The 24,116-nt window shown below is 70.6% G+C and carries 19 protein-coding genes; 10 read left to right on the top strand and 9 right to left on the bottom strand.

Going from position 1 to position 24,116, the window contains the following annotated elements; all coding sequences use genetic code 11:
• Positions 1–641: maltotransferase domain-containing protein (locus NX794_RS23670; RefSeq protein WP_258780816.1), on the bottom strand; the 641-nt coding region annotated here is incomplete at its 3' end.
• 329 nt (positions 642–970) lie between these two features.
• On the opposite strand from NX794_RS23670, the gene NX794_RS23665 reads away from it, so the two are divergent.
• Positions 971–3,589, top strand: coding sequence for a glycosyltransferase family 1 protein (locus tag NX794_RS23665; protein WP_258780814.1), 2,619 nt, complete (start codon positions 971–973; stop codon positions 3,587–3,589).
• Between the two features lie 222 nt (positions 3,590–3,811).
• Here NX794_RS23665 and NX794_RS23660 read toward each other — a convergent pair whose 3' ends face one another.
• From NX794_RS23660 to NX794_RS23645, 4 genes are all read right to left on the bottom strand, one after another.
• On the bottom strand, positions 3,812–4,333 hold the full coding sequence (locus NX794_RS23660; protein ID WP_258780813.1) for a DUF1990 domain-containing protein: 522 nt from the start codon (positions 4,331–4,333) through the stop codon (positions 3,812–3,814).
• Positions 4,334–4,410: 77 nt separating this feature from the next.
• Positions 4,411–6,057, bottom strand: a complete 1,647-nt coding sequence (locus NX794_RS23655) for a M4 family metallopeptidase (protein ID WP_258780811.1) — start codon at positions 6,055–6,057, stop codon at positions 4,411–4,413.
• A gap of 252 nt (positions 6,058–6,309) precedes the next feature.
• The gene (locus NX794_RS23650) at positions 6,310–8,361 is read right to left on the bottom strand and encodes a M4 family metallopeptidase (RefSeq protein ID WP_258780809.1); all 2,052 of its coding nucleotides are present in this window, start codon (positions 8,359–8,361) and stop codon (positions 6,310–6,312) included.
• A gap of 514 nt (positions 8,362–8,875) precedes the next feature.
• Positions 8,876–10,402, bottom strand: coding sequence for an FAD-dependent monooxygenase (locus tag NX794_RS23645; protein WP_258780808.1), 1,527 nt, complete (start codon positions 10,400–10,402; stop codon positions 8,876–8,878).
• A gap of 117 nt (positions 10,403–10,519) precedes the next feature.
• Here NX794_RS23645 and NX794_RS23640 point away from each other — a divergent pair, with 117 nt between their 5' ends.
• The gene (locus NX794_RS23640) at positions 10,520–11,119 is read left to right on the top strand and encodes a TetR/AcrR family transcriptional regulator C-terminal domain-containing protein (protein WP_258780806.1); all 600 of its coding nucleotides are present in this window, start codon (positions 10,520–10,522) and stop codon (positions 11,117–11,119) included.
• Between the two features lie 405 nt (positions 11,120–11,524).
• Here the strand turns inward: NX794_RS23640 and NX794_RS23635 are convergent, their stop codons facing one another.
• The 4 genes from NX794_RS23635 to NX794_RS23620 all read right to left on the bottom strand — a co-directional run bounded on the left by NX794_RS23635 (position 11,525) and on the right by NX794_RS23620 (position 14,919).
• Positions 11,525–13,105: a PQQ-binding-like beta-propeller repeat protein gene (locus NX794_RS23635; RefSeq protein ID WP_258780805.1), complete on the bottom strand. Its 1,581-nt coding sequence runs from the start codon at positions 13,103–13,105 to the stop codon at positions 11,525–11,527.
• On the bottom strand, positions 13,102–13,725 hold the full coding sequence (locus NX794_RS23630) for a hypothetical protein (protein WP_258780804.1): 624 nt from the start codon (positions 13,723–13,725) through the stop codon (positions 13,102–13,104). The genes NX794_RS23635 and NX794_RS23630 overlap by 4 nt, the downstream gene beginning before the upstream one ends.
• Positions 13,722–14,648, bottom strand: coding sequence for a C40 family peptidase (locus tag NX794_RS23625; RefSeq protein ID WP_258780803.1), 927 nt, complete (start codon positions 14,646–14,648; stop codon positions 13,722–13,724). The genes NX794_RS23630 and NX794_RS23625 overlap by 4 nt, the downstream gene beginning before the upstream one ends.
• 76 nt (positions 14,649–14,724) lie before the next feature.
• Positions 14,725–14,919, bottom strand: coding sequence for a helix-turn-helix domain-containing protein (locus NX794_RS23620; protein ID WP_258780801.1), 195 nt, complete (start codon positions 14,917–14,919; stop codon positions 14,725–14,727).
• A 207-nt stretch (positions 14,920–15,126) separates the two neighbouring features.
• On the opposite strand from NX794_RS23620, the gene NX794_RS23615 reads away from it, so the two are divergent.
• From NX794_RS23615 to NX794_RS23580, 8 genes are all read left to right on the top strand, one after another.
• A complete protein-coding gene (locus NX794_RS23615; RefSeq protein WP_258780799.1) occupies positions 15,127–16,020 on the top strand; it encodes a DUF6668 family protein in 894 nt (297 codons plus the stop codon).
• A gap of 148 nt (positions 16,021–16,168) precedes the next feature.
• Positions 16,169–16,426, top strand: a complete 258-nt coding sequence (locus tag NX794_RS23610; RefSeq protein WP_258780797.1) for a hypothetical protein — start codon at positions 16,169–16,171, stop codon at positions 16,424–16,426.
• A gap of 22 nt (positions 16,427–16,448) precedes the next feature.
• Positions 16,449–17,216, top strand: coding sequence for a DUF8175 domain-containg protein (locus NX794_RS23605; protein ID WP_258780795.1), 768 nt, complete (start codon positions 16,449–16,451; stop codon positions 17,214–17,216).
• Positions 17,216–18,610, top strand: a complete 1,395-nt coding sequence (locus NX794_RS23600) for a hypothetical protein (RefSeq protein WP_258780794.1) — start codon at positions 17,216–17,218, stop codon at positions 18,608–18,610. The genes NX794_RS23605 and NX794_RS23600 overlap by 1 nt, the downstream gene beginning before the upstream one ends.
• Positions 18,600–20,114: an SCO6880 family protein gene (locus NX794_RS23595; protein ID WP_258780793.1), complete on the top strand. Its 1,515-nt coding sequence runs from the start codon at positions 18,600–18,602 to the stop codon at positions 20,112–20,114. The genes NX794_RS23600 and NX794_RS23595 overlap by 11 nt, the downstream gene beginning before the upstream one ends.
• A gap of 18 nt (positions 20,115–20,132) precedes the next feature.
• A complete protein-coding gene (locus tag NX794_RS23590) occupies positions 20,133–21,692 on the top strand; it encodes an ATP/GTP-binding protein (RefSeq protein WP_258780792.1) in 1,560 nt (519 codons plus the stop codon).
• Positions 21,692–23,497, top strand: a complete 1,806-nt coding sequence (locus NX794_RS23585; protein ID WP_258780790.1) for a type IV secretory system conjugative DNA transfer family protein — start codon at positions 21,692–21,694, stop codon at positions 23,495–23,497. Before NX794_RS23590 ends, NX794_RS23585 begins: the two co-directional genes overlap by 1 nt.
• Positions 23,498–23,517: 20 nt before the next feature.
• The gene (locus NX794_RS23580) at positions 23,518–24,063 is read left to right on the top strand and encodes a hypothetical protein (protein ID WP_258780788.1); all 546 of its coding nucleotides are present in this window, start codon (positions 23,518–23,520) and stop codon (positions 24,061–24,063) included.
• The last annotated feature ends 53 nt before the right edge of the window (positions 24,064–24,116 follow it).

The following is a 24,116-nucleotide window of genomic DNA, read 5'->3' as shown; positions in this document are numbered from 1 at the left end:
TCCAGGACCCGCGTGACCTCGGGGGACAGCGCGGCGGCGAGGCGCCAGGCGGGCGGCCGGCTCTCGTCGCGCAGGGCCGCCACCGCCTCCAGCACGGGCCCCCGGGACCCCTCCGGGACACCGGCGGCGGCGCGTTCGTACAGCTCCGCGCCCTCCTGGAGGACCAGGCCGGTGTCGATGCCGGCCGGGATCTTGATCTCCGCGTGGTGCCGCCAGGTGCCGACCGGGTCCGACCAGGCCTCCACCGTGTAGGTCCAGTGGCCGACTTCGCCCGCCGTGACGGTGGCACCCCAGCGGTCGGTGCCCGGGGCGAGTTCCCGCATCGGCGTCCAGGGGCCCTCCCGGCCCGCCGGGTCGCGCAGCACCACGTTCGCGGCGACGGCGTCGTGCCCCTCCCGGAACACGGTGGCCGACACCGGGAACGACTCGCCGGTCACCGCCTTGGCGGGCCGGCGCCCCTGGCGCACCGCGGGGCGCACGTCGAGGACGGGGATGCGCCCGAGCGTGACGGGCGGCGGCGCCGGCGGGGACGAGCGCTCCCCGGCGGCGGGCCGTTGGGCCTTGGCGTTCGCCGTGCGGCGGGCCGGGGCCTTGGCCTTGCTGCTGCTCGAAGGTGCTGACGAGTGGTGCGTGGCGGGCATGACCGCTCCTGTCCGCGTCAACGTGGGTGTGGCGGATGACTGTGGGGAGGTGGGGTCCTGCGGCGGTACGGGGTGACGCTCGTGGGGTGCGTACCGGTGGAGCCTTCCCCTCCTGTTCGGGTCGGCAACCCGGCACTCTGTTAACTACTCACGCGTACGTCCGCACACAAGACCGGTCCTCGTCCCCCGGGTGCCCGCAGACCGGGGCTTGACGCCCCGACACCCGGCCAAAGCGTCCCCACCGACGCCCGGGTAACCACTACCGTCGAAGGTGACGACGAGACGCACAGCGCCGTGCGTCTCACCCCGTACCGCGTCCGAGGTGGCATGTGAAGGCGATCCGCCGGTTCACCGTCCGTCCCGTTCTGCCCGCTCCCCTCCGGCCGCTCAGCGACCTGGCACGCAATCTGCGCTGGTCCTGGCATGCGGAAACGCGCGACCTGTTCCAGTCCGTCGACCCCGAGGCCTGGGCCGCCGCCGGGCGCGACCCGGTGCGGCTGCTGGGCACCGTGCGCCCGGCCCGGCTCACCGAGCTGGCCGGCGACCGCCGGTTCCTGCGCCGGCTGACCGCGGTCGCCGACGACCTCGACGACTACCTGTCCGGCGACCGCTGGTACCAGGCCCAGACCGACGGCCTGCCCGCCGCCGTCGCCTACTTCTCCCCGGAGTTCGGCGTCACGGCCGCGCTGCCCCAGTACTCCGGCGGGCTCGGCATCCTCGCCGGCGACCATCTCAAGTCGGCCAGCGACCTCGGCGTCCCGCTGATCGGGGTCGGACTGCTCTACCGGCACGGGTACTTCCGGCAGAGCCTGTCCCGCGACGGCTGGCAGCAGGAGCACTACCCCGTCCTCGACCCCAACGAGCTGCCCCTGACCGAGCTGCAGGAGGCCGACGGCACCCCCGCCCGGGTCTCCCTCGCGCTGCCCGGCGGCAAGGCGCTGCGCGCCCGGATCTGGCTGGCTCAGGTCGGCCGGGTGCCGCTGCTGATGCTCGACTCCGACGTGGAGGAGAACGACCTCGGCGAACGCGGGGTCACTGACCGGCTCTACGGCGGCGGCAGCGAGCACCGGCTGCTCCAGGAGATGCTGCTCGGCATAGGGGGTGTCCGGGCGGTGCGCGCGTACTGCCGGCTCACCGGGCACCCGGCGCCCGAGGTGTTCCACACCAACGAGGGGCACGCCGGCTTCCTCGGCCTGGAGCGCATCTCGGAACTGTGCGCGGCCGGGCTCGACTTCGACGCCGCGCTCGAAGCGGTGCGCGGCGGCACCGTCTTCACCACGCACACCCCGGTGCCGGCCGGTATCGACCGCTTCGACCGGGAGCTGGTCGCCCGGCACTTCGGCCCGGACACCGAGCTGCCCGGCATCGACGCCCAGCGCATCCTGGCGCTCGGCCGGGAGACCTACCCGGGCGGCGAGTCCAACCTGTTCAACATGGCCGTGATGGGGCTCCGGCTGGCCCAGCACGCCAACGGGGTCTCGCTGCTGCACGGTCAGGTCAGCCGGGAGATGTTCGCCGGGCTGTGGCCGGGATTCGACGCCGAGGAGGTGCCGATCACCTCCGTGACCAACGGGGTGCACGCGCCGACCTGGGTGGCGCCCGAGGTGCTGCGGCTCGGGGCCCGGCAGGTCGGCGCCCAGCGGACCGAGGACGCGCTGAGCGTCGGCGGCTCCGAGCGCTGGGACGCGGTCGCGGACATCCCGGACGACGAGGTCTGGGAGCTGCGCCGCACCCTGCGCGAACAGCTGGTGCAGGAGGTGCGCGAGCGGCTGCGGGCCTCCTGGCGGCAGCGTGGCGCGGGCGACGCCGAGCTGGGCTGGATCGACGGCGCCCTGGACCCGGACGTGCTCACGATCGGGTTCGCGCGCCGGGTGCCGTCGTACAAGCGGCTCACCCTGATGCTGCGGGACCCGGACCGGCTGACGGAGCTGCTGCTGCACCCCGAGCGGCCGGTGCAGATCGTGGTCGCCGGCAAGGCGCACCCGGCCGACGACGGCGGCAAGCGGCTGGTGCAGGAGCTGGTGCGGTTCGCCGACGACCCCCGGGTCAGGCACCGCATCGTGTTCCTGCCGGACTACGGCATGGCGATGGCGCAGAAGCTCTACCCGGGCTGCGACGTCTGGCTGAACAACCCGCTGCGCCCGCTGGAGGCCTGCGGCACCTCCGGGATGAAGGCGGCGCTCAACGGCTGCCTCAACCTCTCGGTCCTGGACGGCTGGTGGGACGAATGGTTCCGGCCCGACTTCGGCTGGGCCGTGCCCACCGCCGACGGCGCCGGCACCGACGCCGACCGCCGCGACGACATCGAGGCGGCGGCCCTCTACGACCTGCTGGAGCAGCGGGTGACCCCGCGCTTCTACGAGCGCGGGCGGGGCGGCCTGCCGGACCGCTGGATCCAGATGGTCCGCCAGACCCTCACCCTGCTCGGCCCGAAGGTGCTGGCCGGGCGCATGGTCCGGGAGTACGTCGAGCGGCTCTACACCCCGGCCGCGCAGTCCCACCGCGCGCTGACCCCGGACACCGCCCGGGACCTGGCCGGGTGGAAGGCCCGGGTGCGAGGCGCCTGGCACGCGGTGACCGTGGACCACGTGGAGACCACCGCGACGACGGCCACCGCGGAACTCGGCTCCACCGTGGGGCTGCGGGTGCGGGTGGGGCTCGGCGAGCTGAGCCCGGACGACGTGGAGGTGCAGGCGGTCTCCGGCCGGGTGGACGCGGAGGACCGGATCACGGACGCCACGGTCGTGCCGCTGAAGGCGACCGGCGCCCCGGACCTGGAGGGCCGCCGGGTCTACGAGGGCCCGCTCGCCCTGGACCGCACCGGCCCCTACGGCTACACGGTCCGCATCCTGCCCGCCCACCGTCTGCTGGCCTCCGGCGCGGAACTCGGCCTGGTGGCCGTGCCCTCGCAGGACGTGGTGGACGGGGCGGGCGTCCTGATGCGCTGACCGGCGGTGCGCGGGGCCCGGCCGGGGGGTGTCTCTCCTCGGACAACCCCGCGCACAGCCGTTTCAGGACCGTGCCGCAGCGGCGGGCATACGCCCCGGATCTGGAGGGTCGCCGGCTCTACGAGGGCCCGCTCGCCCGGGCCGCACCGGTCGCAGGATGTGGTGGACGGGGCGGGGGTGCTGATGCGCTGACCGGCGGTGCGCGGGGTCTGGCCGGGGGTGTCAGTCCTCGGAGAGTCCCGCGCACAGCCGTTTCAGGACTGTGCCGCAGCGGCGGGCGTAGGCCTGCTGGAGGCCGCGCGTCGCGGGGCCGCCGGCGCGGGCGTACCACTTGGCCGGGCGGCTGAAGGCGGCGACCGTGAGCCAGACCGTGCCGTCGCCGGTGCGGTCGACGACGAAGGCCTCCTCGCCGCACTCGGGGTGGCCCTCCAGGGTGCCGTAGGCCCAGCCGGCGCGGCGGGGCTCCTCGGCCGTCCAGATGACCCGGCAGGGCGCCTTGACGACACCGGCCAGGGTGACCGTGACGTCGACGCCGGGGGCCGCGCGGCCGGCCTCGGTGTCGATGCCCACGCCCAGGGCGCGGTGCATCTCCCAGGTGAGGACCGCCTCGGCGGCCCGCCGGAAGACCTCCTCGCCCTCGCCGAGCCGGGTACGGACGTGCAGCGGGCGGAAGCCGGGCGGGCACGACGTGAGGTCGTCGCGGGTCGTGCCGACCGGCTCGTAGGTGAAGGGCGCCGAGGACATGGGTCACAAGCGTAGGGCGGCACCTGGGGGAATCGCCTCCCGGGTGCCGCCCAAGTCCAAGTCCTACTGGAATTAGACTAGTTGACGTTCACCGCCGACCAGGCCGCGGCCACCGTCTTGTACTCGGTGCTGGACGAGCCGTACAGCGCGGACGCCGCGGACAGCGTGCCGGCGCGGGCCGACTTGTAGTTCGTCGTCGACGTGAAGTACGTCGTCAGCGCCTTGTACCAGATCTGGAGCGCCTTGGCGCGGCCGATGCCGGTGACGGTGGAGCCGTTGGAGGTCGGCGAGTTGTAGCTCACGCCGTTGATGGTCTTCGCGCCGCTGCCCTCGGACAGCAGGTAGAAGAAGTGGTTGGCGACGCCGGACGAGTAGTGCACGTCCTTGTTGCCGACCCCGGAGGACCAGGAGTCGGCGGAGCCGCCGTCCTTGCTGGGCTTGTCCATGTAGCGCAGCGGGGTGCCGTCGCCGTTGATGTCGATCTTCTCGCCGATGAGGTAGTCACCGACGTCCGAGGAGTTGTTCGCGGCGAACTCCACACCGGTGCCGAAGATGTCCGAGGTGGCCTCGTTGAGGCCGCCGGACTCGCCCGAGTAGTTCAGGCCGGCGGTGTTCGAGGTGACGCCGTGGCTCATCTCGTGACCGGCGACGTCCAGCGAGGTCAGCGGGTGGGTGTTGCCCGAGCCGTCGCCGTAGGTCATGCAGAAGCAGCTGTCGTCCCAGAACGCGTTCACGTACGAGTTGCCGTAGTGCACGCGGGAGTAGGCGGCCTTGCCGTCGTTCTTGATGCCGCTGCGGCCGAAGGTGTTCTTGTAGAAGTCCCAGGTGGCCTGCGCGCCGTAGGCGGCGTCGGCGGCGGCGGTCTGGTCCGTGCTGGAGCTGGACGCCGAGCCGGTGCCCCAGACGTCGTCGGCGTCGGTGAACAGCGTGCCGGTGCCGGAGGTCTTGTGGGCCAGGTTGTAGGTCTTGTGACCGCCCCGGGTGCCGTCGGTGAGCTGGTACGTCGAGCCCGACTTGGTGGTGTTCAGGGTCACCGTGCCCGAGTACAGGGTCTTGCCGGTGCCGGTCTCGATGCCCTGGTACGCGAAGAGCTTCTTGCCGGTGGCCGCGTCGGTGATGACGTGCAGCTGGTTCGGGGTGCCGTCGTCCTGGAGACCGCCGACGACCGTCTCGTAGGCGAGGACGGGCTTGCCGGAGCCGGCCCAGATCACCTTGCGGGCGCTGTCCGCGGCGGACTTGGCGGAGCCGAGGGTCTTGGCGGCGGAGACGGCCTGCTTCTCGGCCTTGGCCGCGGTGATCTGCGGCTTCAGCGAGGCCACCTTGATGGCGGACGTGGTCGCCTTGGTGACGCCCTCGGTCTTGCCCGACTTGGCGGTGTGGACCACCAGGTCGCCGCCGAGCACCGGCAGGCCGGCGTAGGTGCGCTCGTAGCGGGTGTGGACGGTGCCGTCGGTGTCTCTGACGACGTCCTTGACGACCAGCTTCTCCTTGGCGCCGAGGCCTATGGACCGGGCGGTGCCGGCCGCGTCGGCCTGGGCCTGGTGGATCAGGGTGGTACGGGCAGCGGCGGACAGCGAGGCGGGAGCGGCCGCGAGCGGCTTGGCGCCGGCCGTGTTCTGGGCGCTGGCACTGGTGGTCAGACCAGTGGTGAGGAGGGCTCCGGCGGCGACGGCGGTGGCGATCGCCAGAGTGGTGCGCTTGTGACGCGCGTAGAGGGGGCTCACCTAAAGCTCCTTCACGTGGGGGAGTCCGGTCAGCGTGGGGTCACTGTCCGGAGGCTGTGCTGTGGTGAAGCTGCTGTGCTGCTGCGGCGGGTGGAGAGAGAGTGACATCAGCGGCGCGTACATGTCAGGACCCTGGCATGATGTTGGCTGAAATCCGACTGTCCGATACATGTTGCGGGCGTGTGAACACGGACCGTCCGAGGGCGTCACACCCTCGAACGACCCTGTGTTCACAGGCGTTTGGCATGCGGTTTACGGGAAGGTCAGCTTCCAGCCGTTGATCTTCCCGGTGTCCTGACTGGCCTGATCCTGCACCTTCAGCTTCCAGGTGCCGTTGGCCGATTCGGAGGCGGCGTTGACCGTGTAGGTCTCGTTCACGTTGTCCGCCGAGTCCGAGCTGCTGAAGTTCTTCAGCCGGTACGAGGTGCCCGACGGGCCGACCAGGTCGACCACCAGGTCACCGCGCCAGGTGTGGGTGATGTCCACGCTCACCTGGAGGCTGCTCGGCGCGTTGCCGGTGCGCCCGGAGACGGTGATGTCCGAGGTGACCGCCGGCCCGTTGTCCGGGATCGACACCGGCGTGTTGCTCTCGTACGACGTGCCGCCCGTCCCGCCGCCGGAGCGCGCGCCGACCGCCACGCCCGCCCAGGCGTCCTGCACCGCCTTGTACTCGGCGCTCGTGGTGCCGTACAGCTCGCCGGCCGCCGCGAGGGTGCCGGTGCGGGCGCCCGCGTAGTTCGTGGTGGAGGTGAACTTGGTGGTCAGCGCCCGGTACCAGATCTGGAGCGCCTTGTCCCGGCCGATACCGGTGACCGGAAGGTTGTCCGCGGTGGGCGAGTTGTAGGTGACACCGTTGATGACCTTGGTGCCGCTGCCCTCGCTGAGCAGGTAGAAGAAGTGGTTCGCGGGACCCGAGGAGTAGTGCACGTCGACCCCGCCGATACCGGAGTACCAGCTGTCCTTGGACGCGCCGTCCTTGCTGGGTTTGTCCATGTAGCGCAGCGGGGTGCCGTCGCCGTTGATGTCGATCTTCTCGCCGATGAGGTAGTCACCGACGTCGCTGGAGTTGTTGGCGTAGAACTCCACGCCGGTGCCGAAGATGTCGGAGGTCGCCTCGTTGAGGCCGCCGGACTCACCGCTGTAGTTGAGGCCGGCGGTGTTGGAGGTGACGCCGTGGCTCATCTCGTGGCCGGCCACGTCCAGCGAGGTCAGCGGGTCGTTGTTGCCGGAGCCGTCGCCGTAGGTCATGCAGAAGCAGCTGTCGTCCCAGAACGCGTTCACGTACGAGTTGCCGTAGTGGGTCCGGGAGTAGGCGCCCACACCGTTGTTCTTGATGCCGCTGCGGCCGAAGGTGTTCTTGTAGAAGTCCCAGGTGACCGCGGCCCCGTAGTGCGCGTCGGCGCCCGCGGTGGCGGCGTTGGACGTGGTCCCGTTGCCCCAGGTGTCGTTGTTCTGCGAGAACAGGGTGCCGGTGCCCGAGGTGCCGTGGTTCAGGTTGTACGTCTTGTGGTTGCCGCGCGCCCCGTCGTTCAGCGTGTACGTCGAGCCCGACTGGGTCGTGGTCAGGGTGACCTGCCCGCTGTACTGGGTGTTGCCGATGCCGTTCTTGATGCCCTGGGTCTCGAAGAGCTTCTTGCCGGTGGCGGCGTCGGTGATGACGTGCAGCTGGTTCGGGGTGCCGTCGTCCTGGAGGCCGCCGACCACCGTCTCGTACGCCAGCACGGGCTTGCCGGTCGCCGCCCAGATCACCTTGCGCACGGAGTCCGCGGCCGACTTGGTGCCGCCGAGGGCCTTCGCCCGCTGCACGGCCTGCTTCTCGGCGGCGGCCTTCGCGATGGCCGGGGTGAGTCCGGGGACCTTCAGCGTGGCGTTGGTCGCCCGCACGACGTCCATGGTCTTGCCGGTCTTCGAGGTGGCCACGACCAGGTCGCCGCCGAGCACCGGCAGGCCGCCGTAGGTGCGCTCGTAGCGGGTGTGGACGGTGCCGTCGGCGTCCTTCACGACGTCCTTGACGACCAGCTTCTCCTGGCTGCCGAGTCCGATCTCCCGGGCGGTCGCGGCCTTCGCGCCGTCGGCGTCCCGGATCAGCTCGGCACGCTGGGAGGGGCTGAGCTTGACCGCCGCGTGGGCCGGGTCGACCTTCCCCGGCAGCGGCTTCGCGGGGGCGGCGCCGGCCGCGCCCGCCTGGACGGCGACGGCCAGCAGGGCGGCGACACCGGCGAGGGCGACGGTCGCGGTGCGGGGGTGTGACAGGTGACGCGGTGCGGTGTGGGAGGTGCGTCCGCGAGAGGAATTGCTTCTCAACACTGACTCCTTCTGCGTGACCGCGGGTCGCGCGGCCAGGGGAGACCGGACGGTGGGATGGGACGTCCGGGCAGAACAGGGCGTTACGCGGAACCACGTGCAGGTGCTGAGTGCCGGCCCACGCGTCTGCGAAGAGTTGTGGGGTTGCTGTGAGGCGGCCAGGGAAGAGTGACAGGGGATCGGTACACCTGTCAGGACCGCGTCAGAAAGTTGGCCGGAAAGTCGCCGTTGACCGGATGTTCGGCTCCGGTATCCGGACGGTTCGCCTTCCCCTCCCGCGCCGAGGTCGTCATCACCCGGGCGCACGCCCACCGCACCCCGCCGCGCACCGCCCCCGAGCCGGTGCCGGACGGACCCCCGCCGCCCGACGGCACCCTGCTCGCGGCGGCCATCCGCGCGAACCGGGCCGGTGACCTGGCCGCCACCGCCTCTCGCGAGGACACCGGCGCCCGGGTGCCGGAGCGCCGTACCGACCGGGCCGGCGCTGCCTCGCGGGCGGTCTCACCGGGCGCGCTCAGCGGCAGAGGGTGCGCAGGGCGGCACGGCAGCCGGCGGCCCGGCGCCGCGGGTCGGTGTCGGTGCCGGCCCAGGCGATCCGGGCGTCCGGCCGGATCAGCACAGCGGTGACTTCACGCCAGACCGGCTCCGACGCTTCGGTGTCGACGGTGGCCGTGTGCTGCTCCAGACCGGGCACGGGGCACGGCGTGCGCGTGCCGTCGAGGTCCAGCAGCAGGGGCCGGCCGCGGTGCATGAACGGGTGGGCGGTGGCTGCCGCTGCCGCTGCCGCTGCCTCTGCCTCTGCCTCTGTTCCTGTCTCTGTTTCTGCCTCTGGCGAGTCCAGGACGAGGCCGGCCAGTCGGGTGCCGGCCAGTGGGTGGGCGTCGGGTGCGGTGCCGGCGGGGAGCGGGTCGTCGAAGCCGGCGATCCTGCGGGCCCACTGGCGGTTGGTCCGCGGTTCGGCCAGCGAGGCGGACCAGACGTCGCGCAGTGCGATCTGCTCCGGGCTCGCCGCGGCGAACAGGGCGAGCTGCGCACGGGTGTTGTCGATGACGGCGCGGGCGGCCGGCCGGCGCTCCGTGTCGTAGCTGTCGAGCAGTCCGTCGGGCGCCCAGCCCTGGAGGGTGGCGGCCAGTTTCCAGCCCAGGTTGGTGGCGTCCTGGATGCCGACGTTCATGCCCTGCCCGCCGGCCGGGAAGAACATGTGCGCCGCGTCCCCGGCCACCAGCACCCGCCCGGCACGGTACCGCGCGGCCTGGCGGGTGGCGTTGCCGTAGCGCGACAGCCACCGGGGGTTGCGCATGCCGAGGTCCCGTCCGAGGAGCGCGCGGGTCTGCTCGCGCACCTCCTCCAGGGTCAGCGGCTCACCGGCGCCGCGGTGCATGGTGGCTGTGGAGAGGCCCGCCAGCCGGTGGACGCCGTCGCCGATCGGGGCCGCGAGGAACGAACCGGCCGGCCCGGTGGCGGCGAGCGGCGCGGTGGGCGGGTCGTCCAGCTCGACGTCGGCGAGCCACCCGGTCAGCGTGGTGTCCTGACCGGGGAACTCGATGCCGGCCGCCCGGCGCACCGCGCTCTGGGTGCCGTCGCACCCCACCACCCAGCGGGCCCGCACCGTCCGGTGGACGCCGTCGGCCCGGATCACCGCCTCGACGGCGTCCGGCCCTTGGCTGAGCGAGACAACCTCTTCCTCGCGCAGCACCCGGGCGCCGACGCCGACCGCGTGCTCCTCCAGAAGCTGTTCGGTGACGGACTGGCCGAGCGCCAGCATGAACGGGTGCACGGCTCCGACCGTGGCGAAGTCCAGCCGGGTGGTCGCCGCCCCGAAGTGGCCGGTCGGCACCGGGGTGCCCCGTTCGACGAACCGCTCCGCGAGTCCGCGGGTGGCGAAGGTGTCGAGCGTGCCGGCCTGCATACCGACCGCACGCGACCGTCCGTCCGGTGCCGCCCGGCGCTCCACGACGGTCACCTCCACTCCGTGCAGGCGCAGTTCGGCGGCCAGCCAGAGCCCCACCGGGCCGGCCCCGGCGATGAGCACGTCGAGCATGACGTCACGTCCTCTCTCTTGTCCGTTGGACAAGGGTGAGCATGCCCTAGAATTGTCCACTGGACAACATGACGTGAGTGACAGGGTGGCGAGAGCCGGCCGGAGAGGCGCATAGGGATGGGTACGACACGGGGTGAGATCGTCGCCGCCACGCTGGCGGTCCTCGACGAGCAGGGGCTGGACGGCGTGACCATGCGCGCCGTCGCGGACCGGCTCGGCGTGCGGCACAACACCGTCCGCTGGCACGCCTCCAGCAAGGGCCGGCTGCTCGAACTCGCCTCCGACGAACTCCTCGCGCACTGTCTCGACGAGCCGCTGCCCGAGGCGTTCCCCGACCGGCTCGGGGAACTGAGCCGCCGCTGCCGCACGGCACTGCTCTCCCACCGCGACGGCGCCCGGATGGTCGCGGGCGTCTTCGCGGCCGAGCCCCGCACGCTGCGCTACGCCGACACCGTGATCGCCACCCTGCTGGCGGCCGGCCACCCGCCGCGCACGGCCGCGTGGACCCACTGGACGATCTTCTACCTGACCCTGGGCCTCACCCAGGAACAACAGGCCGCCCAGCACACCACGCCGACCCTCCCCCCGGACCAGGTCCCGGCCGACACCTACCCGGCCCTGTCCGAAGTCCTGCCGTACGTCGGCCCCGACAGCTTCGACCAGCGGTTCGAGTTCGCGCTCGGGCTGATCATCGCGGGGCTTGGTTCGGCCGGTTGACAGGGGGATGGCGTTCGGCGAGGGGGCGTGGGCGGGGGCACCCGCTCGCTGTTCGCTCATCCGGCGATGCCGCGGTGGTGGTCGGCCGTCACGACCACCGGACGGTTGCTTGCATTCAACTTGGCGTATAAATCCAAGCGCGCGGGCCCGGGCCGGTCGTCAGCTCGTCCAGCACCACCAACGGGGCCGTCCGATCAGCGCCGACGCGATGGACAGCCGACCCGACCTGGTGCCTCCGGCTTCCCGGTCAGCCCCAGCCGTTCGGCCAGAGGCGTCCAGTCGGCGGGGTCCGGGCAGAACCCGGCGTACAGCCCGACTCGCCCGCCGCCACCCGCGCACCGAGGATGAACGCCGGGCTGACGGCCTCGCTGACCGGGCGTGGGCCGCGTCGTGTTTCCGCCGGTGCTACTGGTCCTGAGCGGGAGGCTCCGGAGCCACGACCTCGCTGCTGCTGTCCGAGCCGGGAGTCTGGCTGTCGCCCGGCACGAGGGCGTACAGCAGTTTCTCTCCGAGTTTGTCGGCGACCACCAGGGCGCGCTTGGCAGCGATACCGAGGGGGATGGCCACGTCCTCACCGCCCAGGGTGGTGTCGTTCGATGCATCCAAGGCGTGCCACTGCTGGAGCTGGTCCTGTGCGTAGATCCTGCCGTCGGCGGCGGAGTGCGGGGTGGTCCCGGCGGCCAGCTTGGTCTTGCCGGTCTTCGTGTCGAGCACGAGGGGACCTACGGCGATCAGTCCGCCGGTGCTTCGTACCGTCAGATCGCTGAGATCCCCGCCGGTCTGCGCGGTGGCGAGCCGCTTGCCGCTGCCAGAGGCATAGACGGTCAGGTAGGTCTTGTCACCGCTCTTCCACACCCCCGCAAGGCGCGTGCCGTCGATTCCGAGGACACTGGCGAGCTTGCCGTTCCTGACCGGAGCCGTCATCTTCCTGCCCTTGCCGGTGACGTGGCCCGCACGCAGCCACCACCAGCGGCCGGACGGGTCGGCGGCGAGAACCGACTGTCCGTCGGCAGCGAGTGCGGTCCCCCGAACCGGAAGATCGAGGGTACGGACCCTTCCCTTCGCCACGACGGCCGCAGTGGCGTCCGGCAGAGAGATGAGCGGGGAGGAGCCCAGGAACGACACGACTCCGGAGTCGGGAAGGGCGACGGCCGTGTGCTGGTGGGTGCTGCCGGTCAGTTGCCAGTAGTGCAAGGTCTGGCCGGTGGTCAGGGCGACGACGCGTTTGCCGTCGATGAGCGTGATGACCAGTGAGCCGGAGGCGTCGTCCGGGACGTCCGCCGTCCACTCGGTCACTCCCGTCGACGGGTTGAGGACCGCCAGGTCGCCCTGGTCGGTGATGACGGCGGTGGTTCCGTCGTCGGCAACGGCCGGTGTGACCTGGGTGCTCACCGCCACGGCCCAGGCAGCGTGGGTCGTCCAGCCGTCAGGCGCCGGGACAGGAAGGTTCGCGGCCGGAGGCGTGGAGGCGGCCGTCGTGACGGGACCGGCCGAGGAGTTGGGAGCCTGGGTCGGATCTCCGTGGCCTCCCGCGCTGACGACGAGGACCGCGGCGAGTGCGATCACACCAAGGAAGACGCCCGCCGCGATCAGCCCCTTGGCCTGCGACTTGCCCTGCACCGTGCCTTCGCTCCCGGTGCCGCGCGGCTTGCCTGCGGCGTCGGCGATCGGCCGGGTACGGGGCCGCGGGCGGAACCGGCTCTTCTCGGCGGCCTCGGCGGGCGCGGGTTCCACGGTGCCGTCCTTGTGCACGATCAAGGGAATGGTGGTGCCGTCCGCCTCGATCGCGGTGACCCGGATGGCACGGCCGAGCCGGGCGTACTTCTGGGCGACGGTCCGCACTGCCCACCGCCGGGCATCGGCGTCGTCCAGCTCATGTGGCAGGACCATCGTGAACCCGTCTACCTCGACGGTGTTGCCACCGGTCAGCCGGACCACCGGATTGGGCCAGTCGGGTATGGCGTGGGGGTCGAAGCTCGTTGTCACCGGGCCACTCGCATGTTGTCCGCTTTCCAGGGCTCACCGGTGCGGGACCGCACCAGGTGGATCCATTCAACCCAGGTCTCGGCCGGACCCTTCCACCCGTCCCTTCCGCGCGGAGTCACTGTCACCTCGAACTGGCGGTAGGCCTCCGTGGGTGTGTCGTCCGGCGCGGTGTCGTGGGCCCGCCGGGCCGTGACCCTCGTGTAGCCATGGTGATCGGCCATGGTGGTCCAACTCGCGTCCGGCGCGGCGACAGGCTGGGCGGCGCTCACGGTTTTGGCGTAGCCGACGGTCAGCCAGCCCGCGGTACGGCGCTGGGCGTCCGCGGCAGTGGTGTCGATCTTCGTGTCGAAGGTCCAGGTGGTCACGGCGATCGCCCTGGCCACGGAGGTGGCGTCGTGCTCGTCGACATGCGTGGGCACCCCGGCCTCCGGTGTTCCCGGTACCCCGCTCGGCAACGGCGGCGGCTCGGAGTAGGCGGCGTTCGGCCGTGCGGTAGGGGCCGGCGGTGACTGCTCGCCTTTGGCCTTCCCGTGCTGGTCGCTCCCACAGCCGGTCAACACGAGGGCCGCGCAGAGGACTCCGGCACCGGACCACCCCCACCGGTCGCGGGTCTCGCTCATGTGAATCTCCTGACGTCCCAGTCGAACTGGGTCCAGTAGGGGCTGAGGGAGGTGACCTCCACGGTCTTGCCCGGTCGCGGAGCGTCGATCATCTGGCCGTTGCCCGCGTAGATCCCGACGTGTCCCCAGCCTCCGTCGTTGTTGAAGACGATGACATCGCCCGGCTGCATCGCGTTGCGAGGGACGCTCTTGCCCGCCGTACGCTGGGTTTGCGAGGTGCGGGGGATCACCTTCCCCGTGGCCACGTAGACGGAGTACTGGGTGAGGCCCGAGCAGTCGAACCCGCCGCCCGTCGGGCCGGCCGTGCCTCCGCCGCCCCAGACATACGGTGTGCCGATCTGCCGCCGGGCGACCTCCACGATCTTCGCCCCCGCGCTGCTGTCGCCGCCCGGTATCTCCTCGGCACCCTGATACTTCTTCGCCAGGCTGAGGATCCTCGCGACGTACCCCTGGGTCTCGGGATAGGGCGGAATGCCGTGACTGTTCAGGACGGCCTGCTCACCGGCGTTGTACGCGGCCAGGGTCACGGAGACGATATCGCCTTTGACGTTGCCGCCGGCGACCTCGGGTAGCAGCCGCTTCGCGATGGCGCAGTCGTAGACACCCTGGGTCAGGATTGCGTCGGCCGGGTCCCACACGTCGGCTTTGCCGTCGCCGTTGCCGTCGGCGCCGTAGACGGCCCAGGTGCCGGGGATGAACTGCGAGATGCCGTCGGCAATCGGGTTGCCCTGTGCGTCGTGCGACTGGGCCTTGGGGTTCCAACTGGACTCGGCCTCGATCTGCGCGGCGATGATGGCCGGGGGGATCTGCGGGCAGATGCTTCCCGCCCTCGACACGAAGGCGCGGTACGCGTCGGGGACGGCCCCGCTCAGACCGCCGCCGATGCCGCCGTGGTCGACCATGCCGCACCCGGCGACGAGCATGCCCGCAACCGCTGTCAGCGCGGTGGCAACCACTTGGTGCCGACGTGTGTTCACGCGTCACCAGCCCGAGCGGTGGTTAGGCGAAGGGGCTGATGCCTGCTCTTGAACCCGTGTTGCGGTTTGCTTCCAGGTATTCGCGGATCTCGTCCCGCCAGAGGCGCCACGCCCGCTTCGGGCCTATCTGGAACCCGGGAAGATGTCCGTCGCTGAGCCACTTGACCACCGTCGCGGCCTCCACCCGGAACACCTCGGCCACCTCTCCAGCTGTCATGACCTCCGGGTATGCCGCCAACCTGACTGTTTCGGAGCCCAGTTGTGCCACCCACCCTCTCTCCCCCTAAATGATCTACGCTTTGAGGCAGGCACCGTACCAGCCCGTGTTCCCATCCGTTCGAATTTCTGGGCGCTGTAATGACGGCTCCGGTACGGTGTACCCCGCGATCATGGTCATTTCAGATCGCTGGGAGGGAAAACGGGGATGGCGGACGAACGAGTCGATCTGTGGGTGACGCCACAACCTGCCGCCGTGCCGCAGCACTCCCCAGGGCAGACCGCCCCCCAGCCGGTCGCCCCGGTGGCTGCGGCCGCGTCGCGGGACGCGGTTCTGCGGCAGTCCGGCTCGGTCCAGGCTCCCCAGCACCTGCTCGGCACTCTTCCGTTGGCCCCGACGCCGGGGGTGCTGTGGTGGGCGCTTGGCGTCCATGGCGGGGCAGGTGTCTCGACACTGCTGCGTACGATCGGCGGTGGCGGAGACCCTCAGCGACACTGGCCGGACATCCACGGCGCGGCTTCCGATGTGCACGTCGTCCTCGTGGCCCGCACGGACCACCGCGGTCTGACGGCTGCCCAGGCGGCCTTGCAGGAGTGGCACAGCGGGCTCGCACCCACCAGCACCAACATCGTCGGGCTCGTGCTCATGGCAGACGCTCCGACGAAGCCACCGCGGCCCATCCGTGACCGGATACGGGTGCTGACCGGTGCGGTCAGTCAGAGTTGGGAAGTGCCCTGGATCGAGGAATGGCGCGAGGGCGGCAAGTCGCAGAAGAGGGTGAAGTCGTTGGACGAGTTGGAGGGGACCCTTCGCGGGCTCACCCAGCCGCGCATCACCTATGCACTGCCCCCCGGTCCTTCCGGCGCGACCCAGAGCCCTCCGCTCGTGCCGGTGACGGACTACCGGCAACTGCCGCAGCCTGCACCGGCGTACCCCTACCCGCAGCAGAACCACGCATCGTCCCAGCAGGGCTTCGGACCGCCCCAGCCCGGGTACGGCCAGCCGCAGCAGGGCCACGACACCCGACAGCAACCCGGGTACGGCCATCCGTCCCAGGGCGACGCGTTGCCCCCGCCGGATCCGTCAACTCGGCTGATCTGAAGGCGACTCGGCCTCGCCTTCAATGCGGCGCCGTGCTCACTCGGCAACATCGCGGGACCCGCCCGGTCATAGTCGGCTCCTGCTTCAACTCGCCGACCCGAACCTCATTACGCGCTAGTCCTCCTCCGCTCGTTCGAAAGGGATTTCCTTGAGCGACACGCTCGTTCTCGCGATCGGCGCCTGTCCGCCCGGCGCCTGCAACAAGATCAACACCGTTGGTTCCTGGATCACCTGGGTCGCCGCCTGGGCCGCCGGCGTCGCCTTCGTCATATCCGGCGCCATCCTGTGCTGGGCCTACTTCTCGGGGCACGGCTCCTCGCGCGCCATGAAGGCCCTGGGCGGCGCCTGCGCGGGCAGCATCCTGATCTCGGCCGCTTCGGCGCTGACCAACGCACTCATCAACTGATCGAGCGGAGGGGGACTTGCGCATGGCACGGCGGAACGACGGCGACGAAGAGCAGCGGGGCACCGGCCTCATGATCATCAGTGCTGTCATCGTCCTTGTGGTGGTCCTGCTCGGCGTCTTCGTCGTGGTCACCAACGACGACGGTGACGGCAAGTCGGACGGTGGGGCGTCCCCCACCTCCGGCGCCGGTGCCGCGACCTCCGGCCAAGGCGCCGACGACAACGGCGGCGGCTCTCAGACGGGCGCTCCCGCGTCCGGCGGATGCAAGCCGACGGACACGGACCAGAAAGTGCCGACGACGGCGCCGGACGACGTGACGTGGAGCCTGACCAAGACCGCGGCACTGCCTCGCTCCAAGAGCGCCGGGCCGATGGTGGTCAACGGTCTGTCGGCCACCTGTTACGCCCACACGCCACGCGGCGCGCTGCTGGCCGCTGTCAACACCCCTTACCGGGTCGCCCTGGCCGCGCCCGGCAAGGCTCCGGTGGAGAAGTCGGTCCTGCCGGGCGCCGGGCGCGACAAACTGGAGGGGCAGTTGTCCCAGGTGGACGTCCAGGCAGGGGAACTGTCCCAGGTCGCGGGCTTCCGGGTGGTGTCGTACACGCAGCAGACCGCCGTGGTGACTCTGGTCAACGGCTCGACCGACGCCCACAACCTCAAGGCCTCTGACATCACCGTGCAGTGGTCCGACGCCGACTGGAAGGTGGTTGCCCGGGAGGACGGCAGCCTGACCACACCCGCCACGCCTGTGTCCGACCTCGTCGGGTACATACAGTTCGGCGGCCTGTAATGGCCTGTGGAATCCTGAGCTCCATATGTGACACGGTCGGTGACTCGGTCGGCGACGCGGTCGGCGGCTGGATGGATGACCTCGTCACGTCCCTTGCCACCGGCCTCGGCAAGATCGTCGCCGGTATCACCTCCCTGTGGCTGAAGGTCCCCACCCCGGGTGTCCAGCCCATCGACGGCTCCAGCGACAAAGGCACCAAGACTCTCAACGGTGCCACCGACGTGGCCTTGTGGCTGGAAGACCATGTCCTGTGGCTGTCGTCCGCCCTCACCGCGATGTGCCTGGTGATCGCCGGCGCGAAGATGGCGTACGAACTGCGTGGCACCGGTGAGCAGATGCGCAACGTCCTGCACGGCATGGTCAAACTGGTGCTGGTCAACACCATGTTCATCCCGACGGTCGCGATAGCCACCCAGATCGGCGACGCCTACACCAACTGGATCATCAACGAGTCCCTCGGCGGTGACGCGGCTGCGAAGCTCGGCCTGGCGGCGACAGCGATCGGCGGATCCGCCGCTGTGTTCGGCGGTCCTGCCATCCCCTTGATCATGCTGCTCTTCGCGGCGGTCTTCTCGCTGCTCCAGATGATCCTCATGTACTTCCGAGCCGCGGTACTCGTGCTGCTCGCCGGCACGGTCTCACTCCCGGCGGCGACCGCGTTCACCGGCATGGGCAACCGCTGGCTCGGCCGCTACCTGTCGTGGACCCTCGCATTTCTCCTGCTCAAGCCCGCCGCGGCGACCGTGTACGCGGCGGCGTACCGGCTCATGGGCGATGGTGTGGACAAGGATCTCGGCAGTACCATCACCGGCTTCGTCCTGCTGTCGGGCACGATCCTCGTCCTGCCCGCGCTCATGAAACTGCTCCAGCCGGCCGGTGTGGCCCTTGCCGGAGGTGCCGCCGGCGGCGGCGGTGGGGGCGGCGGCGGTTACGACAGCGGCAGCGGCGGTTCCTCTTCCAGCGGTCCGTCCGGGTCCACGACGGCGTCGCCCGGCTCGGGCGCCTCCGCCACGGTCGGCTCCTCGCCCACCGGCGCGTCCAACGTCGGCCTCAGCGGCTCGGGCTCCTCCGGCCTCTCCGGCGGCGGCACGCTCGGCAGCAGCGCCGCCTCGTCCGGTGGGGCCGGGGCGTCCTCAGGAACAGCGGCGGGCGGCAGCGCGGGAGCAGGTGCGGGCGCCGGGGCCGGCGCAGGTGCGGGCGCGGGAGCCGGCGCAGCCGTCGGCGGTGGTGCGGCCGCCGGTTCTGCCGCGGGTCCGGTCGGCACGGCGGCCGGTGCCGCGGTGGGCGTCGCAGCGGCCGGCGCCAAGATCGCCAAGGATCAGCTCCAGGGCGGCTTGCAGGATGCGGCCCAGGGGTTCGACCAGGAGACGGAGGGAGGCCCGAGTGGCGCCTGAAGCGCAGCAGTTGCGCACGTACGGTAACTGGCGGCGCCCGAAGTCGGCGGGCCTGGGCGGATTGGGCCTGGTCCCCACCGCCGTCCTGTTCCTCTTCCTGGCTGTCGCGGGCACTGCCGCTCCGCTCAACCTGTGGATCGCGGCGATCACACTCGCCGTGGGCGCGGTGGTGCTGGTGCCGCTGGCGGTCCGGGACCGCTACGGACGGCACATGGGGACTCTGCTCTACTCACGTCTCGCCTGGTGGCGGGGCGTCATGAAAGGTCAGAACGTGTATCGCTCCGGTATCCTCTCCAAGGTCCCCGGTGGGAAGAGCCTGCTGCCCGGCCTTGCCATGGCCTCGGACATGTACGAGGCCACGGACGGCCTGGGACGTTCGTTCGGGATGATCCGCTATCACGAGGTCGAGCACTTCGCCGTCGCGATGTCGTGCAGCGCGCAGGGCGGGTCGCTGGTCGACCAGGGCGACATCGACACCTGGGTGGCCAACTGGGGCGCCTTCATGCAGACCATGTCGGGGGAGCCGAACCTGGTCGGCTTCCAGGTGGTGGTGGAGGTGGCCCCGGACTCCGGCGAGAAGCTGCACAACGAGATTCGTCATCAGCGGGCGGCTACCGCGTCTCCGCTGGCACAGCGTGTCATGGCGGATATCGATCGGGACTACCCCTCCGGATCGCCGACGATCAACACCTACGTGTCGTTCGTGTACGACGCGGCGAGCACGATCGGACGGAGCAAGCGGACCGCCGCCGAGATGGCCGTGGAGATCGGCCGCCGCCTTCCGTCGCTGACCTCGCGGCTGGCGACCACCGGCGCCGGGGCGGCCGCTCCGCTCTCCGCGACGGAACTGGCGGAAATTGTGCGCACCGCGTACGAGCCGGGCGTCTCCCAGCTCATCGACCAGGCCCGTGCGGCCGGCCGTGGATCCGGTCTGACCTGGTCGCAGGCGGGGCCGACCACGCATCACGCCAAAGCCAAGAGCTACTGGCACGACGGCGCGACCAGCGTCACCTGGATGATGGGAGAGGCGCCGCGCGGCGAGATCTTCTCGGATGTGCTCAAGCACCTGCTGTCGTCCCACAACGACATCGACCGCAAGCGCGTCGCGCTCATCTACCGACCGCACTCGCCGGCCGAGGCCGCGGCCATCGCCGACCGGGACTTCCGTGCGGCACGCAGTCGCACCGAGACCACCCGGACCGGCCAGGCGCACGCCGAGGCGGAGTACCTCGCGGCGGCCAAGACCCGGCAGGAGGAGGCACGCGGTGCCGGACTGACGCTCTTCGGACTCGTCGTCACCGCCACGGTCATGGACGCGGACGAGGAGGAGGGCAACGCCCGGGTGCTCGCGGCCGAGACCGCGGTGGACAACCTGAGCGCGCCGGCGCGAATCGCGCTGCGCTATGCCTGGGGCAGCCAGGACGCGGCATTCCTGGCCGCCCTGCCGATCGGCGTGATCCTGCCCGAACACGTCGTTTTGAAGCTGCCCAAGACGCTGAAGTAGGGAAGGAGGGTCGCACCGATGGCGCGGCGCAGGAAGACGGACGACGTCGAGGTGGAGGGGCCGGTCCGATGGGGCCGGAATTGGGGTCGGCTGCCCCGGATCGGCGGCCGTGGAATGTACGGCCCGAACGGTGGCCGGACGGCGTACCTGGACATGCCCACCGAATACCGCGGCACCAGCAAGCAGGTGTGCGGACTGTGGCCGTTCGTCGTCGGCGCCGGCACGCCGATGATGGGCGTTCCGCTGGGACGCAACATCATCACCGGCGCGACGCTGTGCTGTGACCCCATCGCCTGGTTCGAGCGGGCATCCCTGATCGCGAACCCGTCGATGTTCACGCTGGCCAAGCCGGGCCTCGGAAAGAGCACGGTCAACCGCCGGATGATGGTCGGCCTGGACTTCCGCGGCATCGTCTCGCTCGTGCCCGGCGACACCAAGGGCGAGTACACGGACCTGACCCGGGCCTTGGACGGCCAGGTCATCCAGCTCGGCCGGGGCATGGGCAGCCTCAACCCACTCGACCTCGGTGAGATGGGCGCGGCGGCTCAGCGGCTCGTCGGCAGTGCCCGGCGCAGTCTGCTTGAGGAGGCCACCGGACGCCGTTCGACCATGGTGGCGGCACTCATCTCCATTGTCCGCAAGGCGGCGATCACCGGTGACGAGGAGTCGCTGCTGGGCAAGGCCATCGAGTTGCTCGACGACGTGGACCTGGGGCGGCCGGCGCTCCTCGGCGATCTCGTCCAGCTGATCAAAGACGGTCCCGACCCGCTGCGCAACATGACGTTGGCCGAGGACGAGGACCAGTACCGTACGACTGTCAAGCCGCTACTGAAGAGCCTGATGTCGCTGGTGGAGGGCACACTGGCGGCCACCTTCAACAGGCAGACCAGCGAGCGCCTCTCGCTGGACCGGCCGGTCTCCATCGACCTGTCCTCCATTCCGGCCTCCGAGAAAACCCTCGAAGGCGCGGTGCTGCTCACCTGCTGGGCCGAGGCTTTCGCGGCGATCGAGGCGCACGACCGGCTGACCAACGCCGGACTCGCGCCTCGCCGCAACTTCTTCCTGGTCCTGGACGAACTCTGGCGCATCCTGCGGGCCGGCGTCGGTCTGGTCGACAGGGTGGACGAGCTGACCCGTCTGAACCGGCAGATCGGCATCGGCCAGTCCATGACCACACACTCCACAGCCGACCTGCTCTCGCTTCCCAACCAAGAGGACCGCGAGAAGGCAAAGGGCTTCGTGGAGCGGTCCGGAATGGTGTTCCTCGGTGGTCTGCCGCGGGCCGAGATGGACGCGCTCAACTCGATCGTTCCGCTTTCCAGCAGGGAGCGTGAGCTGATTGTGGAATGGTCCATTCCTCCTTCCATCGACAACAAGACCGGCAAGGAGATGCCTCCGCCGGGCCGGGGCAAGTTCCTCGTCAAAGCGGGCGCCAATCCGGGAATCCCGATCCAGACGGCCCTCACCCAGGCGGAGATCCAGCTCAACGACACCAACCAGAAGTGGGCCAACCGGGTCTCCGTCGCAGATGCGGACCGCTCCGACGGCACCGTCCGGCCCGCGAGGACGGGCGTGTGATGGCGCGCCATCCGGATCGGGCGACCCCCGCCCAGGCCGCCGCTGCCGTCGCCGCGGGGACGGTCGTGCTCGTGGCGGTGCTCACCTATGTGGCCCTGCTCGCCGCCCAGTGGTGGGCGACCGGCTCATGGGAAGCGCTGAGCCTGTTCACCCCGCTGATCGGCCTCGCCAACGGCAGTTGGCGCTGGACCACGGCGGCCACCGTGTTCCTTCTGGTGGAACTGGCCGTAGTCGCGGCCGTCGCGTTCGCCGTGTGGCGCCTGGTCAGGCACACCTGGCGCTCTGGAGTCTCCACAAAGGCCAACGACGACGCGGCCCGCCGAATGACCAGCCGACGTGATCAGATGGCCCTGCAGGCCCTGGCCGAGAACACCGCCCAGCGGCTGCGGATCGACTCCCGCGCGCCGGGCATCCGCATAGGCCGATCGGTGACCACCGGCAAGCGTGTGTACGCGCCGTGGGAATTCCTGCATCTGACCATCGCGGGCCCCGGCCGGCACAAGTCCGTGGCCCAGGTGATCCCGGCCGTGCTCACGGCGCCAGGCGCCTGCATGACGTCGTCCAACAAGGACGACATCGTGGCACTCACGCGTCTTGGCCGCTCGTACAAGGGCCAGACCTGGGTGTTCGACCCACAGGAGATCGCGCAGGAGCCGCCTGCCTGGTGGTGGAACCCGCTGCGGCAGGTGAAGAAGCTGTCCGACGCCGAGGAGCTCATGAGTGTCCTCGTGGACGCCGGCACCGCTGCCGAGGACAGGGCCCGCTCCGACGGGTTCTTCGATCCCAAGGGCAGACAGGTCCTCAGCTGGTGCCTGCTGGCAGCCGCACTGGACGGACAACAGCTCAAGCGCGTCTACATGTGGCTGACCGACAGCCAGAACACGGAGCCCGAGGACATCCTGCGCGCGCACGGGGCCGCCGTCGCCGCCACCGGACTCTCCGGGATGCGTCGGTTGCCGGACAAGACCCGGGACTCGGTCTTCGCGACTGCCGAGATCTACGTCAGTTGGCTGACGAACGACGACATCACCCGTTGGGTGAGCTGCTCCCCGGAACAGCGTGTCGAACGCACGGAGTTCAACCCCGAGGAGTTCGTACTCTCCTCCGACACGCTCTACCTGCTGTCCCGCAAGGGCGTCAGCTCTGCGGCCCCGCTCACCACCGCGCTGTCCGCCGCCGTACTGACCGCCGCGGACCGGGCCGCGGACCGGATGCCGGGCGGCCGCCTGCCGGTCCCGCTGGTCGCGCCGCTCGACGAGGTCGCGAACACCTGCCGCTGGAAGCAGCTCCCGGACCTGTACACGTACTACCGAAGCAAGGGCATCGTGGTCATGGCCTGGCTCCAGACGTGGGGGCAGGGCGTCGAGGCCTTCGGCGAGCATGGGATGGAGACACTGTGGGATGCCGCCGCGTGCAAGACGTACGGCGGCGGTGTATCGGACACCGAGGGTTTGCTGCGGCGTGTGTCCAACCTCATCGGAGAGTGGGAGGCCCCGACGGCCACCCGCAACCTGGACGGCCGGGGACTGACGGGCAACCAGTCGATGTCCGAGAGCATCCGTGACAAGCAGATCATGTCGGTGGCCGACCTGGCAGCACTGCCGTCACGGCGCATGGTCGTCATGATGCAGGGCGCCCGTCCCATGATCGTGGAAGCCGAGCCTTACTGGGAGACCGACCTCGCCCCGATCACCGAGGAGTCGAGGCGTCTGTACGGGACGCCGGTGGCACCGCAGGGGACCACGGCCTACGCGCCCGTACCCCTTGACAAAGCGCCGCGTGAGTCACCGGGAAGGACGTCATGAGTGAGGTGACGGTCAGAGGCATGGAGGCACAGCTCGAAGAACTGGCCGAGATGGTCATGACGCTGACGGGCAAACAGGAACAGCGCATGGAGGGCTTGGAGCAGGCTCTCGCGGCGCTGCGGGACGGCATCGGCGGGTTGACCCCTCGGGGAGCACCGAGCCTTGGAGAGGAACCGTGTCCCCGGCCCTGGACGGCACGCGCCACCTCGTTGCAGTGGTCCGAACTGGCGGACTGGGTCGACTGGCTGCATACGCACTACGAGCCCCAGGGCGAGTACCGGATCCCGTCGTGCTGGCCGTACCACCCCGGAGCCGCGGAGGAGTTGGCCGGTCTCCGGGCGTCCTGGAAAGCTGCGATGCTCGCCGCGGAACAGTCGGACGACAGCGGCGACCAGGCTCTCTACTGGCACGACCGCTGCCTGTGGGACACGCTCGTCCGCGCCAACCGGGTGATCCCGAACACCTGTCGCAACACAGGCCATGCCAGCCTGAGGAAACTGCCGCCGACCGACCGGTCCGGATTGCCACGGACGAATGGGCAATCGGGAGCAGTGTCGGCGACTTGATCACCAACAGCACACTTGAGGCGCCGGGCAGCGCACTGCCGCTCAGCACCAGG

The organism is Streptomyces pyxinicus, assembly GCF_024753135.1.
In the GTDB taxonomy this organism is placed as follows: Bacteria; Actinomycetota; Actinomycetes; order Streptomycetales; family Streptomycetaceae; genus Streptomyces; species Streptomyces pyxinicus.
Note: the sequence above shows the minus strand (reverse complement) of the source record. Positions and strands in the feature narration are given on the sequence as shown.